Source organism: Clostridium cibarium (genome assembly GCF_014836335.1).
GTDB lineage: Bacteria > Bacillota > Clostridia > Clostridiales > Clostridiaceae > Clostridium > Clostridium cibarium.
On sequence record NZ_JACSRA010000009.1, the window covers coordinates 72,107 to 87,399 of the forward strand.

Consider the following 15,293-nt stretch of genomic DNA (forward strand, 5'->3'; position numbering starts at 1 on the left):
TCTATTTTATTAATATTGCATCTTGTATAATTTCAATCAATTCATTTAATAATTCAATCTTTTTATCATTATCGATACAGGAATTCATCACAATTGATTTAGTAGGATAAAAAAGTATTGCTCTCAAGTTATCATTTTCAAAATCTTTGAAAACTCCTCTTTTCTTCATTTCATCAAACAAGTTGTTAAGAATACTTATTCCATTTCTTGCTGAACATTGATTGGCTAATGCTGGACAACTAGCAAACTGATCAACAAAGTGAAAAATTTCATTATTATCATTGATATACAAATAATATTCTCTTACAAGTACCTCAATAATTTTTTCACCTTTGTTACAATTATTAAGTTTATCAAGCAGGTAATAAAAAACATCTTCAGAGTATTCACGATATATATCTTGCAACATAACTTCTTTATTTTCATAATATATATATACCGTAGCTGGCGAAACCCCAGCTTCTTTAGCTATCTTTGAAATAGATGTACCATGAAATCCTTCTTTAAGTATTAACTTAATAACAGCTTCTTTTATGCTTTGTTTCTTTTCATCATCTTTCCTTCTCATTTACACACCTCTATTGTTATATTTCTATAATAAACGAACGTTCTTTTATAGTCAAGTTTTTTATTACTTACCCTACATAGAGGACTAAATGTATATAAAAAACGCACAACAATCGGAATTTTATTGTTGTGCGTTACATATTATGAATTTATTTTTCTATTGCCTTTGTGATTTCATCAATCATAGTATTAGTTCCTGTAAATCCTCCAGAAGATACATACCATACTTGTGAATCAAGGTATATAATCCTATTGTTTTTATAAGCAGAAGTTCCTTTAATAATGTCATTATCTAGAGTCTTCTGAGCACTAACTCCTTTCCCTGTTACAGCTGATCTATCTACAACAAATAAATAGTCAGGATTTTTTTCTGCTAAATATTCAAATGATACATTCATTCCATGATTAGATTCTTCTATATTTTCATCTGCTTGTTTAAGTCCAAAATCTCTATGTATAATCCCAAATCTTGATTTTTCACCAAATGCACTTAAATTCCCTTCATTAGCCATTATCATAAGAGCTTTTGAGTTCTTTTCTTTAACTTTTTCATTAAGTTCTTTAATTTTAGTATCTATTTTATCTAATTGGTCTTTTACAACATCTTCTTTACTGAATATTTTACCTAAATTGTCCATATTCGCTTTAAAAGACTCAAAATAGCCTGTATCTGAGATACTTACATATAAAGTTGGTGCTATTTCTTTAAGCTTATCATACACACTTTCTTGTCTTCCTGAAATTATTATTAAATCTGGCTTCAATTCTTGTAACTTTTCAAAATTAGGTTCAAATAAAGTTCCTGCATCTACATATTTTTCATCTTTAAATTTACTTAGGTAACTAGGCAAACTACTCTTTGCAACAGCTTGTACCTCAATCCCAATAGTATCTAATGAATCCAATACACCATAATCAAACACAACGATTTTTTGTGGATTTTTCTTTATACTCACTTCTCCTAATTTATGATTTATCGTTATATTATCTTCTCCATTACTCTTAGTTTCATCCTTTGTTGAACTAAATTTAGTATATGTAAAACCTCCTACCATAACTATTAATATAACCAATAGGGATGATATTATCTTTTTATTTGTTTTCATTATTTTTCTCTCCTTACTATTTAAAATAAATACAGATTTTATTGTTTTCTATTTCTTGAATATTAAATTTCATATCATATATTTCTTCTAGCACATCATTTCTTATTATTTCATCCGTTCTCCCAGCCTTAACAAGTTTTCCATCTTTAAGAGCTAATATATAATCTGAATAACAAGATGCAAAATTTATATCATGTATTACAATAACAACTGTTTTATTAAGCTCTTCTGCTAAAGTTCTTAAAATTTTCATTATTTCCACTGAATGCTTCATATCTAAATTGTTTAGTGGCTCGTCCAACAATATGTAATCTGTATTTTGAGCTATTATCATTGCAATAAATGCCCTCTGTCTTTGTCCTCCACTAAGTTCATCCATGTACTTATCTTTTATATCTGTAAGTTTCATATATTCTATTGCATTATAAACATGTTCTAAATCTTCCTCTGTTAAATTTCCCTGACAATAAGGGAACCTTCCAAAGCTAACTATTTCTTTTATTGTTAATCTCATGTTGATAGAATTAGATTGCTTTAATACTGATATTTTTTTTGCTAAATCTTTATTATTCCACGACTCTAATTTAGCCTTATCTATTATAACTTCACCACTATCTCTACTTATTATCCTGCTCATTATTGAAAGCAATGTGCTCTTGCCTGCTCCATTAGGACCTATAAGAGACGTTACTTTTCCTTCTTTTATAGTTACAGAAACATTATCAACAACATTCTTTCCATTATATTTTTTCACTATATTCTTTAATTCAATCATGCCTTATTCCCCTTTAATAATAGAGATATAAAATATATACCTCCAACTAAATTGATCACTACAGAAACTGGTGTTGAAAAATTTAATAATCTTTCTATTACAAATTGACCACCAACCAAAGTGATTATGCTAATTAAAACAGAAGCTGGTATTAGATATCTATGTCTATAAGTTTTTAAAAACTCATGTGTTATATTTACTACTAATAATCCTAAAAAAGTTATTGGCCCAACTAAAGCTGTTGATACAGATACTAAAATTGATGTTACTATAAGCAAGGATTTAACTGTCTTTTCATATGATAATCCAAGATTAATAGCATGATCCCTACCAAGCGACAAAACATCTAATATATCAATGTAATCATACATATAAATCATTACTAGTAATATTATTACTATAGAAATTAACAATACATCGCTATTTACATTATTAAAACTTGCAAACATCTTACCTTGAAGAACTGAAAACTCGTTTGGATCTATTATCATTTGCATAAAAGAAGCTCCACTACGAAATAATGTTCCTAATATTAAACCGACTAATAAAAGAAAATAAATATTCCCTTTTTCTTTTTTAAGCATTACCTGAAATAGTAATATAGAAAATATAACCATAACCCCTACTGAAAGAATAAAATTTATATTACTTGCAAAAATCTCATTTTTATTGCTTGATAATATGAAAACTATAAAAGTTTGTACAAGCATATATAAAGAATCTAATCCCATTACACTTGGAGTCAATATTCTATTATTGGTTATGCTTTGAAATATCATAGCTGAAAAAGCTATAGCTGCACTTGTTATTACAACTGCCACAATCATTATTCCTCTTCTTTGAAGAATATATTGCCAATTATTATTGTTCATACCAACACATATAAAAAGAAGAATAAGTATAACTGATAAAATGAACATAAGTATTAAATTTCGTTTTATTTTCATGTTAACTTCCTCCTGAAAAGTAGATATAAGAATACTCCACTTCCTATGACCACAACCATAAGGCCTATTGGAATTTCATATGGATAAATAATCAACCTACCTAATATATCACAGAAAAGAAGAAATACTGCTCCAAATAAAGATGTTGAAACAAAATTCTCTTTTAAATTATCTCCATTATAAATCCTAATAATATTAGGAATTATAAGTCCTAAGAATGGTATTTTCCCAACAATAATAATCATTATGGAAGATATAAGCGCAACTATTACAACTCCGATATTTACCACTTTATTGTAATCTAATCCTAAATTCTTTGAGAATTCTTTTCCCATCCCTGAAATAGTAAACTTATTTGCAAATAAATAAGCTATTATCATAAGGGGAATACTTAAGTAAACTAGTTCATATCGATCCTTTATAATCATAGAAAAATTTCCTTGTGCCCAAGATTCTATATTTTGAATCACATCAAATTTATATGCAAAGAAAGTATTTATAGATTCTATTATTGCTCCTAACATAATTCCAATAAGAGGAACAAATATATCATTCTTAAATTTAATTTTTCTTAAAATGTACATAAATAAAAAAGTACCAGCTAGCGAAAATATAAAACATATTATCATTTTGCTAAAATAGCCTGCTGAAGGGAATAATATAATAGATACTAATATTCCAAATTTCGCACTATCTTCAGTAGCACCTGTAGTTGGTGATACAAAACTATTGCGACTTATTTGCTGCATTATAAGTCCACTTACAGCTATACTTGTACCAGCCGCTAGAATACTTATTAATCTTGGTATTCTACTTAAAATAAGTATTTCTAATTTATCTTTTTCAAAACTTAATAAGTCAATAATCTTTATATCTTTTGAGCCGATAAATATAGATATAATTGATAAAATAATTAAACTTATTACTAGATATCTTATCTTTATATCTCTTTTCTTTAAAATTTTTTCATTTTCCACTAAATTCCCCCTTACTATTAAATTCTTAGTAATTGATATTGATTATCACTCTTGTGTTATGTTATCATTAAACTCAATATTTGACTTAAATATATTTACTTTTTTTAAATATATTTAGGCTTTTTAATAAGGGAGGATTTATATTACAATGTTTAACAATTTTTCCGAAGAGAAGTGTATTAAAGAATCTTTAGATAAATTCTATTTTTGTACTAATGTCCCTGTTAAAGCTTATAGAAATGATGGTAACAGTATATATTCTAAAGGATATACCATTCATTTTGAGTCTTTAGCTGATCAATTTAATATATGTGAAAATCTTTCAAAAAAATTATATAAAAAATCACCTGATTCCTCAGTAAATATTTTCTATGATACTCACGTTATAGTTACAGGTTTCTCTATATGCCCTAATAATCTTAATAGAGGCATAATAATTATTGGTCCTTATACCACATCTAAAAATATGAACACTAAAGATATTTTATATAAGCCTAAAAGTTGTATAGCTCATCTTATTACTTTGTTTTATAACATAATGAATGATAGCGAATATATAAAACTGCAAAAAAAGTTCTCAACCACAGCTAACTATAGCCTACATATAAAAAAGGCCATAGAATACGTTGATTCAAAATTTTATGACCCTATTTCCTTAGATGTGATTGCTGAATATCTCAATATAAACAGATGCTATTTTTGTAATTTATTCAAAAAAGAAACTGGGAAAACCTTCTCTCAGTATCTTAATCAAGTAAGAATTGAAAGAAGTAAAGAATTATTATTAACTAAAGATTTACCTATAATTGAAGTTGCTATGTCTGTGGGATTTAGTAGTCAAAATTATTACAATATGGCTTTTAAAAAAATAACTAAAAAAACTCCATTAGAATTTAGAAATGAAAACTTTCAAGAGAATTAATTCAACATCTACCAATTTTTTCTTCAAAAAAGTATAATTTATAACATTTTTTGATTAATATTGCGAGTTTTGACTATATATGGTAAAATTATTATAGGATACATTTGCATGAAAATTAATCAATAATATTAATAAACTTACATCTTATACTGCAAGAGGATATATATTATATAGTTTTATTGACATTTTTTTTGCATACAGTATCCCAAAAATTATATGTGGAAATGGGGAAATTTTGTGCTTTTAACTAGTCAAAACTTTAAGATGCAAATCATTATAGGGTTTTCTTTTTTCATTTTCACAAAAAAAGGTGGGATTTTAATGAAAAAATGTTCTTTTCCAAATTGCAAGCGATTTGTATCGCTATTGATGGCATTTATACTAGCATTTGTACTAGCATATCCGCCAGTACGCTCATTTGCATCAACTAGTAATGATGTGTTGCCGCCAAGTAACTTAGCTTCTCAGCTAATTACCCCAAGTAATGCTAAACTTACATGGGATCCTGTACATGGAGCTACTGGATATAAGGTGTATGGAATTACTGATGGCCAACTCACAGTTCTAGGTACTACAACATCGACATCTTACACGTTTAATGACCTTAAAGAAGGTTCCTATAAGTATGTTGTATCCACCTTGAGTGCACAAGGTGAATCTGGTCCTTGCGCGCCTACTTCTTTTACCGTGACTTATCCAACTATGGCTGCACCAGCAACATTAACTAACAAAATACAAAATGTCAATGACGTGGTGCTAAATTGGACTGCCTCACAGTATGCCAATAGTTATAACATTTATCAAATTGCTGCTGATAATACTAAAACATTAGTTTCTTCAGTAAAGGCATCTACCACTTACACAATTGTTAATGCACCTGCTGGATCTTATACCTATGCGGTTTCTTCAGTGAATTCTCTTTATGGCGAATCTTCACTTTCGACTTCTACACAGGTACAAATAATTCATCCAACTATGACAGCACCTTCAAAATTAACATACTCTTTAGCAAATATTAATGATATAAACTTAAGCTGGAGTGCTGTAACTAATGCAACAAACTATAAAGTTTATCAGGTTGTTGATGGGCAAAAATTATTAAAAAGTACAACTACAGGTACTAATGTTGCATTTGCTAATATGCCTGGTGGTGATTATGTATATGAGGTTCACTCATTTAGCTCCCGCTTTGGAGAATCACAAGATGGAAGCCAAGTTTCCTTAAACTTAGTTCTTCCAGCTATGCAAACACCAACAAATTTATCTTATGAAATTAAAAACGAAAATGATATTACTTTAAAATGGGATGCAGTAAGTAATGCAACAAACTATAAAATTTATCAGATCATTGATGGGCAAAAAATATTAAAAAGTACAACTGCAGGTACTAATGCTACATTTAGTAATATGCCTGGTGGCGATTATGTATATGAGGTTCATTCATTTAGCAATCGTCTTGGAGAATCACAAGATGGAAGTAAAGTTTCCTTAAGCTTAGTTCTTCCAGCTATGGAAGACCCAACAAATTTATCTTATGACATAAAAAACGGAAATGATATCACTTTAAAATGGGATGCTGTAGACAATGCAACAAGCTACAAAGTCTATCAGATTGTTAATGGACAAAAAATATTAAGAAGTGCAACTGCAGGAACTACTATTACCTATACTAACATGCCTGGTGGTGATTATGTATATGAGGTTCACTCATTTAGCACTCGTCTTGGAGAATCGCAGAAGGGAATTAGTATTACTTTCTCATTAACTCCACCAATTATGCAACCACCAACAGACTTGGCACACAAAATTAATAATGCTACTAGCCTTAGTCTAACTTGGAGTCCTTCTGAAAATGCTACAGGTTACAAAATTTATCAGATAACTAATGGACAAAAAGTTTTAAAAAGTACAGTAAATAGTACAACAGTTTCTTATACAAACATGGCACCTGGTGAATACAAATTTGAAATTCACTCTTATTCCGCACGTTTTGGTGAATCTCCAGATGGAAGTACAATCACTGTTACCATGGATGGACAAACAATGCAAGCACCAACCAATTTAGTTTATAACATAACAAACCTTAATGATATAACATTAAGATGGACAGCTGTTCCATTTGCTACAAGCTATAAGATTTATCAAAAAGTTGATGGACAACTAGTTTTAAAGCAAACTGTTAACACTACTTCAGCAACATTTACAAATATGCCTAGTGGTGATTATGACTATATTGTTAATTCGGTTTCAACATTATTAGGCGAATCTCCAATAGGAGCTGAATCTACTTTTTCTCTATCACTTCCTAAAATGGGAGCACCAGATACCCTTACTTACAATGTAATAAACGGAAATGACATTACATTAAGATGGGCATCTGTACAATATGCAAATAACTATAAAGTTTATCAAATTATAGATGGTGAAAAAGTTTTAAAACAAACAGTAGCTGGTACTAGTGTAACTTTCACTAATATGCCTGCTGGAGATTATACTTATGAAGTTTGCGCATTTAGTACCCGCCTTGGTGAATCAGAAGTTGGACCAAAAACTACACTTTCTTTAACTTGGCCAACAATGCAAACACCAGAAAGCGTTACTTATACTTTAACAAATACATCTACTATTACGCTAAAATGGGCTCCTACATTATATGCAACCAACTACAAGATTTATCAAATTGTAAATGGAGAAAAGGTTTTAAAGCAAACAGCAAATACTAATAATGCAAGCTTTAATCTGCCTGCTGGAGATTATAGCTATGAAGTTCACTCTTATAGCACCCGTTTTGGTGAATCACAAGACGGAGGCCAAATTTCATTTACTTTAGACAATTCGCTAATGAAAGCACCTGGAAATTTAACTTCCACTATAACAAATGGAAATGACATTACATTAAGATGGACAGGTGTGCCATATGTAACTGACTACAAGGTTTATCAAATTATAGATGGCAAAAAAGTTTTAAAACAAACACTACCTGGTACTAGCGTAACTTTCACTAATATGGCCGCTGGAGATTACAACTATGAAGTTCACTCATTTAACAGCTCCTATGGTGAATCAGAAGATGGAAGCCAAACTTCATCTACATTAACTTGGCCAACAATGCAAGCACCAGCCAAATTAAACTACAATATCGCAAACGGAAATGATATTAGATTAAATTGGCTACCTGTACCATATGCAACCAGCTACAAGGTTTATCAAATTGTAAACGGAGAAAAAGTTTTAAAACAAACACTACCTGGTACTGGAACAACTTTCGTCAATATGCCTGCTGGAGATTATAGCTATGAAGTTTACTCATATAGTAGCCGTTTTGGTGAATCACCAATTGGAAGTACACTAGATTTCTCATTAACTTGGCCAGTAGTACAAGCCCCAACACTAAGCAGAACAATTTCCAACATTAATAACATTACTTTAACTTGGAATTCAGTTGCTTGGGCTAATGAGTATCGTGTTTATGAAATAGTAAATGATACAAAACAACTACTATTTAAGGGAAATGCTCTAAGCTACAAAGCTTTCAATTTATCAGAAGGTACTCATAATTTTCAGGTTACTGCATACAATACTCGCTTTGGTGAATCTGATCCATCTAATACATTAGCAGATAGTATTATATATCCTATTATGCAGGCACCTTTAGCAACCATAAAAGTTAAAGACAAGACAACAGCTTTTATTTGTTGGGATTTTGTTACTTTCGCTAATGGCTACAATATTTATGAGCTTATAGATAATAAGCCAGTTTTACTAGTTAAAAACTTAAACAATTTATCTTATACTTTCAATAATCTTCCTGCTGGGGATCACTTATATTATGTTACTTCTTGTAGTAACTCTTTTGGTGAATCTAGTCCATCAAGTACGCTTTTGGCAAGAATTATTATTGATGGAAAAGCACCAGTTACAACTTCTAATGCACCTACTAACTGGTCTAAAGATGACGTAACAGTTAACTTAACTGCAACTGATGATATCAGTGGTGTAGCTAAAACCTTCTATTCAGTTGATGATGCTGGTTATAAAGAAGGTACTACTTTTACAGTAGCTAATGAAGGTACTCACAAGATTTCCTTCTATTCTGTTGATGCTACTGGAAATACCGAAACTGCTAATACTGCTTATGTAAAGATTGATAAATCTGCTCCTGTTACTACTTCTAATACACCTACTAACTGGTCTAAAGATGATGTAACAGTAAGCTTAACTGCAACTGATGATATCAGCGGTGTAGCTAAAACTTTCTATTCTATTGATGATGCTGATTATAAAGAAGGTACTACTTTTACAGTAGCTAATGAAGGTACTCACAAGATTTCCTTCTATTCTGTTGATGCTGCTGGAAATACTGAAACTGCTAATACTTCCTATGTGAAAATTGATAAAGCAGCTCCTGTTACTACTTCTAATGCACCTACTGACTGGTCTAAAGATGACGTAACAGTAAGCTTAACTGCAACTGATACACTTAGCAGTATAGCTAAAACTTTCTACTCTATTGATGATGCTGATTATCAAGAAGGTACTACTTTTACAGTAGCTAATGAAGGTACTCACAAGATTTCCTTCTATTCTGTTGATGCTGCTGGAAACACTGAAACTGCTAATACTGCTTATGTAAAAATTGATAAATCTGCTCCTGTTACTACTTCTAATGCACCTACTAACTGGTCTAAAGATGACGTAACAGTAAGCTTAACTGCAACTGATGATATCAGTGGTGTAGCTAAAACCTTCTATTCAGTTGATGATGCTGGTTATAAAGAAGGTACTACTTTTACAGTAGCTAATGAAGGTACTCACAAGATTTCCTTCTATTCTGTTGATGCTACTGGAAATACCGAAACTGCTAATACTGCTTATGTAAAGATTGATAAATCTGCTCCTGTTACTACTTCTAATGCACCTACTAACTGGTCTAAAGATGATGTAACAGTAAGCTTAACTGCAACTGATACACTTAGCGGTGTAGCTAAAACTTTCTATTCTATTGATGATGCTGATTATCAAGAAGGTACTACTTTTACAGTAGCTAATGAAGGTACTCACAAGATTTCCTTCTACTCTGTTGATGCTGCTGGAAATACTGAAACTGCTAATACTACTTACGTGAAGATTGATAAGGTAGCTCCTGTTACTACTTCTAATGCACCTGCTGACTGGTCTAAAGGTGACGTAACAGTTAACTTAACAGCAACTGATGCACTTAGCAGTGTAGCTAAAACTTTCTACTCTATTGATGATGCTGATTATCAAGAAGGTACTACTTTTACAGTAGCTAATGAAGGTACTCACAAGATCTCCTTCTACTCTGTTGACGTTGCCGGAAACACTGAAACCGCTAATACTACTTATGTGAACATTGATAAAACAGCTCCTGTTACTACTTCTAATGCACCTACTAACTGGTCTAAAGATGATGTAACAGTTAACTTAACTGCAACTGATGCACTTACCAGTGTAGCTAAAACTTTCTACTCTATTGATGATGCTGATTATCAAGAAGGTACTACTTTTACAGTAACTAAAGAAGGTAGTCACAAGATTTCCTTCTACTCTATTGATACTGCTGGAAATATTGAAATTGCTAACACTACTTACGTAAAAATTGATAAAACTGCACCAACTATAGAAATGAAACTAGATAATGAATATACAATTGGTAGTATACTACCTGCTTATATTGCAAATGACAATCTTTCTGGTGTAGCTACTGAAAAGATGACTGTTTTCGCACCAAATGATGCTACTGGAAAAGTTATTGCAAAGGGTACAAGCTATATTCTTGATAAACCTGGTACTTACAAAGTAAATATTACAGTTACTGATGCTGCTGGCCTTACAACTACAATAGAAAAAGAAATCTATGTAATGGAAATATCAGATGCAGATATACAAGTATACTCAAGGGATGCCTTCCAATTATGTCCTTTTAGTAATACACTTTATCCAAGAATAATAGTAAGGAATACATCAAATAAAGAAATAAACTTAGCAGATCTTCAATTAAAATATTTCTTTACAAATGAAGGAAATGGACAAAGTATATTTGAATGTGATTGGGCTGGTTTAAATTGTTATCCAATAACATGTAGCGTAAGAAGTAATTTTGTTAGAGATAATTTTGGAAATAGCACATTAACTCTTTCTTTCCAAGGTAATAGAAAGCTAAAACCAGGCGCAATATTAGAGATTCAAGGAAGAATTCATGAGCCAAATTGGAAGATATATAATAAATTTAACGATTACTCATTAAACACTGAATGGTATTCAAAAAATGACAGAATACCTGTTTACTACAAAGGTCATAAAGTTTGCGGAACAGAGCCTAAAATAGATGTTGTAGATGATACAAAAATAACAAGTAATGACTTTACACTTTTATCTCAAGATGCAAACCAACAAGTACAATATACCCATACTCTTTATCCTAGAATAAAGATAAAAAATATTTCAAATAAACAAATAAAATTCTCTGATATGAATTTAAAGTACTTCTTTACAAGTGATGGAATAAGATGCAATATATTTTCTTGTGATTACATTTCAATCAATAATAGAGGAATAAGAAGCAATATCAACGGTAATTTTACTTGGGACAACTCTGGTAATACAGTTTTAAATCTTTCATTTGATGATGATGGAACAGTCTTTATGCCAGGAGATGAAATTGAAATACATTGCAGAATTTATAATCTAAATTTCTGTAGGGTATATAATAGATTTAATGATTACTCATTAAACACACAAAGTTCAAGAGGTTTTTCACCTAATGATAAGATATGTCTGTATGTAAAAGGAATAAACGTTAATGGTATAGAACCTCAATAAATAATAACTGTTAATAGTAATTTTTCAAAAAACAGCTCAAGCTATTTTTAAATAGCTTGAGCTGCCTTTCTTTGTCTAAAAAATAAAGTTTTCTTTGAAATCCACTACTTTATAACTTAATTCTTCTATAAAATCACTATATTCTAAAACTCATATCGTACATACTCGTATTCACAAGGATTGCCAGCAGCTATATATATAGCCCCTTCTTCAGGTACCATGATAAATGATGCAAGTGTCGCTGATGATACTGGAACAGTAGAATCAATGTGTCTGCATATAGAATTTGGCTTTTTGTCATGATCCACCAAGATTTTCTTAATGATTTCAATATTTATTTCTCCATAATGCTGATTCATTAAATTGAGAATTCTATCTAAACGATGGTAGCTGTCTGGCTGCAATTGTGGTGCAGTATCAACTTCCTTGAATCGTTCTGTAATATAATGATTAGAATGCAATATTATATCCCTTTCAGGATATATAAGTTCAAAGTCGTTATGAATACTCTCAATACCTAACATATGCCCATTTTTATCAGCTAAATGATAGTAACCAAGGCCACGAGCAACTTGTTTAAGGATATTTATGGCATCATTAATATTTTTCTCTCTCATAACTCTTGGGAGGTAACATCCTACAGGAATATTAAATGCGTAATTTTTACCTATAGTAGCGTTTGCACACATCCCGAATCCAGTAGATGAAAATGTAAATTCGCTTGAATTTGAAAAACTTAATATGAATTGTTTAAGACCATTGGCGTGATGAATTTTTAATAGATCTATAGGAACTTCAGGAAGAAAATCTATATTTTGTCCCAGTATAGTTTTCCCATCTTGTGTTGCCTTTCCTGTTACTGCAAATGAAGTGCAAAGTCCTGAGATATTGTCATAACAGAAAGTGAGCTCATTATAACATTTCTGAGTAAATATTTCTTCAAAACTAAGTCCAGTTGCGTCAGCCTGACCACGCATTATCTCAATTAAATAGGGATCGAATGCTTGAACCGCAGGAAAAAACTTCATAGCCCTAATGATAACATCTTCCTTTGATGCTTTGTGAAAAAGTGTCATGCTATTATAAATATTTTCTGAAATTTTTAGGATACTGTCTTTACAGCCTTCCCCCCATTGCCGCCCGATTTCATAAGGAGTACCTTGACATTCAATAAGTTTAAACTCTTTAAGATTCTTCATTGTATTTTCTCCTTTCATCTTCATTAAAATTAATCTTACCTATCTCTACAGACAAAAATATATTCAGCGTAAGTATATAGCATATTTTCATATTTTTGTAAATTTGTTTTAATTCTATTCCCTACTATTTCTTTTGTCAAGAAATAAAACAACTTAATTTTTTAGTACATCGCTTAACTATCTCATAAAAATAAAATATTACTGAAAACTTTAAATTCCAGTAATATTTTATAATTAAATTATACTTATTAACTTATAAGTCATGGTTAAATGCTGTAATCATCAACATCGAATTTACAATTTTTATAATAATATTTACGATCTTCTTCTGTAATCTCACGAACAACCTTGCATGGATTTCCTACTGCTATCATATTATCCGGAATGTCTTTAGTAACAACACTTCCTGAACCTATAACAACATTATTTCCAATATGAACTCCAGGATTTATGACAACACTTCCTCCTATCCATACATTGTCTCCAATTACCACTTCAACACCATATTCATAACCTGAATTTCTTGATTTAGGATGAATTGGATGCCCTGCTGTATAAATTGAAACGTTAGGTGCAAACATAACATTTTCACCAATTGTTACCTTCCCTACATCTAGTATTGTGCAATTATAATTGGCGAAAAAGTTATTACCAACTTCAATATTCTTACCATAATCACAGCGAAATGGTTGTTCTATAAAAACTTTATCACCAGTTTTCCCTAATATATCTTTAATTAATTCCTCCATTCTATTTGTTTTGTCTGGAGAAAGTAAATTATACTCATGTATTTTCAACTTATTTTCCATTCTCTCTTCACTAAGACCATCTAACCAAGCTTTATATGGTAATCCTGCTAGCATTCTTTCTTTTTGATTCATCTTTTATCCTCCTTTTTTTAGCTCTATTTGTAAATAGTAAATTATATAAAGCTCTATGTAAATCCACCTAATGAAAAACAAAAACAAAATGATAAACTCCTTTCATTTATAATTTACTAGTCTTATTATTTTTGATAGATATTATTCATTTTTTAATTAATCTATTCATTTACGAAAACGATATTAGTATAATCAAATTAAGAAAGCTAGGAGGAAGATATATGAGTAATATAAAAGTAATTATTATGGATGTAGATGGCACATTAACTAATAGTAAAAAAGTAATTACCCCAAAAACTAAAGATGCCTTAATAAGAGCACAAAAAAGTGGAGCTATTTTAATTTTAGCCTCAGGAAGGCCTACATCTGGATTAATGGATTTTGCTAAAGAATTAAAGATGGATGAAAATCATGGACTTTTAGTTTCTTTTAATGGTGCTAAGGTTGTTGATTGTGAAACTAACAAAGTTCTATTTAATGAAACTATGACCATCGAACAAGGACAAGCAGTACTTGAACATATGAAGAAATTTGATGTTAAACCTATGATTGATAAAGGTAACTATATGTACGTTAATGATGTTTTTAATAATGAGATACATTATAATGATACGGTTCTTAACATAATCCAATACGAATCGCGTGGTGGCAAATTCAAGTTATGTGAAAAGGATGATTTAGCAGCCTTTGCTGACTATCCATTAAACAAAATCTTAACTGCAGGTGATCCTGAATATTTACAAAACCATTATGATGAAATGATGGAACCTTTTAAAGATACTTTAAGTTGTATGTTTACGGCAGATTTCTACTTTGAATTTACTGCCAAAGGAATTGATAAGGCTAAAGCGTTAGATACTGTACTAATTCCTATGGGATATAAAAAAGAAGAAATGATTGCTTTTGGAGATGGTCACAATGATGCATCAATGGTTAAATATGCTGGTATAGGGGTAGCCATGGCTAATGCAGTAGATGATTTAAAAGCTATTGCTAATGAAGTTACTTTATCTAATGAAGATGATGGTATTGCTTATACGCTAAGTGAGTACATAACTCATATAGATATTTAAACT

The 15,293-nt window shown here is 30.6% G+C and carries 10 protein-coding genes; 3 read left to right on the forward strand and 7 right to left on the reverse strand.

Annotated elements, in window-relative coordinates:
• Position 1 precedes the first annotated feature (1 nt).
• The 5 genes from H9661_RS07460 to H9661_RS07480 all read right to left on the reverse strand — a co-directional run bounded on the left by H9661_RS07460 (position 2) and on the right by H9661_RS07480 (position 4,339).
• The gene (locus H9661_RS07460; protein WP_143318296.1) at positions 2-568 is read right to left on the reverse strand and encodes a TetR/AcrR family transcriptional regulator; all 567 of its coding nucleotides are present in this window, start codon (positions 566-568) and stop codon (positions 2-4) included.
• A gap of 148 nt (positions 569-716) precedes the next feature.
• Entirely contained in the window at positions 717-1,673 is a 957-nt protein-coding gene (locus tag H9661_RS07465) for a siderophore ABC transporter substrate-binding protein (RefSeq protein WP_191768056.1), read from the reverse strand.
• Between the two features lie 16 nt (positions 1,674-1,689).
• Positions 1,690-2,448 (reverse strand): iron ABC transporter ATP-binding protein, encoded by a 759-nt coding sequence (locus H9661_RS07470; RefSeq protein ID WP_143318298.1) that lies wholly within the window; start codon positions 2,446-2,448, stop codon positions 1,690-1,692.
• Positions 2,445-3,395 (reverse strand): iron chelate uptake ABC transporter family permease subunit, encoded by a 951-nt coding sequence (locus tag H9661_RS07475; RefSeq protein ID WP_191768058.1) that lies wholly within the window; start codon positions 3,393-3,395, stop codon positions 2,445-2,447. Before H9661_RS07475 ends, H9661_RS07470 begins: the two co-directional genes overlap by 4 nt.
• Positions 3,392-4,339, reverse strand: a complete 948-nt coding sequence (locus tag H9661_RS07480; RefSeq protein WP_191768119.1) for an iron chelate uptake ABC transporter family permease subunit — start codon at positions 4,337-4,339, stop codon at positions 3,392-3,394. Before H9661_RS07480 ends, H9661_RS07475 begins: the two co-directional genes overlap by 4 nt.
• Positions 4,340-4,520: 181 nt before the next feature.
• On the opposite strand from H9661_RS07480, the gene H9661_RS07485 reads away from it, so the two are divergent.
• A complete protein-coding gene (locus H9661_RS07485) occupies positions 4,521-5,294 on the forward strand; it encodes a helix-turn-helix domain-containing protein (RefSeq protein ID WP_191768060.1) in 774 nt (257 codons plus the stop codon).
• 321 nt (positions 5,295-5,615) lie between these two features.
• Complete coding sequence (locus H9661_RS07490) at positions 5,616-12,137, forward strand: OmpL47-type beta-barrel domain-containing protein (protein WP_191768062.1); 6,522 nt, start codon at positions 5,616-5,618, stop codon at positions 12,135-12,137.
• A 143-nt stretch (positions 12,138-12,280) separates the two neighbouring features.
• Here the strand turns inward: H9661_RS07490 and H9661_RS07495 are convergent, their stop codons facing one another.
• Positions 12,281-13,336, reverse strand: a complete 1,056-nt coding sequence (locus H9661_RS07495) for a C45 family autoproteolytic acyltransferase/hydrolase (RefSeq protein ID WP_185966876.1) — start codon at positions 13,334-13,336, stop codon at positions 12,281-12,283.
• 266 nt (positions 13,337-13,602) lie between these two features.
• Positions 13,603-14,217, reverse strand: coding sequence for a sugar O-acetyltransferase (locus tag H9661_RS07500; RefSeq protein WP_143318055.1), 615 nt, complete (start codon positions 14,215-14,217; stop codon positions 13,603-13,605).
• 221 nt (positions 14,218-14,438) lie between these two features.
• On the opposite strand from H9661_RS07500, the gene H9661_RS07505 reads away from it, so the two are divergent.
• Positions 14,439-15,290: a Cof-type HAD-IIB family hydrolase gene (locus H9661_RS07505; protein WP_143318054.1), complete on the forward strand. Its 852-nt coding sequence runs from the start codon at positions 14,439-14,441 to the stop codon at positions 15,288-15,290.
• The last annotated feature ends 3 nt before the right edge of the window (positions 15,291-15,293 follow it).

Bases quoted from the DNA above. Each gene is read 5' to 3' on its own strand.
- H9661_RS07460 (WP_143318296.1), bottom strand. From the start codon at position 568: ATGAGAAGGAAAGATGATGAAAAGAAACAAAGCATAAAAGAAGCTGTT.
- H9661_RS07465 (WP_191768056.1), bottom strand. From the start codon at position 1,673: ATGAAAACAAATAAAAAGATAATATCATCCCTATTGGTTATATTAATA.
- H9661_RS07470 (WP_143318298.1), bottom strand. From the start codon at position 2,448: ATGATTGAATTAAAGAATATAGTGAAAAAATATAATGGAAAGAATGTT.
- H9661_RS07475 (WP_191768058.1), bottom strand. From the start codon at position 3,395: ATGAAAATAAAACGAAATTTAATACTTATGTTCATTTTATCAGTTATA.
- H9661_RS07485 (WP_191768060.1), top strand. From the start codon at position 4,521: ATGTTTAACAATTTTTCCGAAGAGAAGTGTATTAAAGAATCTTTAGAT.
- H9661_RS07490 (WP_191768062.1), top strand. From the start codon at position 5,616: ATGAAAAAATGTTCTTTTCCAAATTGCAAGCGATTTGTATCGCTATTG.
- H9661_RS07495 (WP_185966876.1), bottom strand. From the start codon at position 13,336: ATGAAGAATCTTAAAGAGTTTAAACTTATTGAATGTCAAGGTACTCCT.
- H9661_RS07500 (WP_143318055.1), bottom strand. From the start codon at position 14,217: ATGAATCAAAAAGAAAGAATGCTAGCAGGATTACCATATAAAGCTTGG.
- H9661_RS07505 (WP_143318054.1), top strand. From the start codon at position 14,439: ATGAGTAATATAAAAGTAATTATTATGGATGTAGATGGCACATTAACT.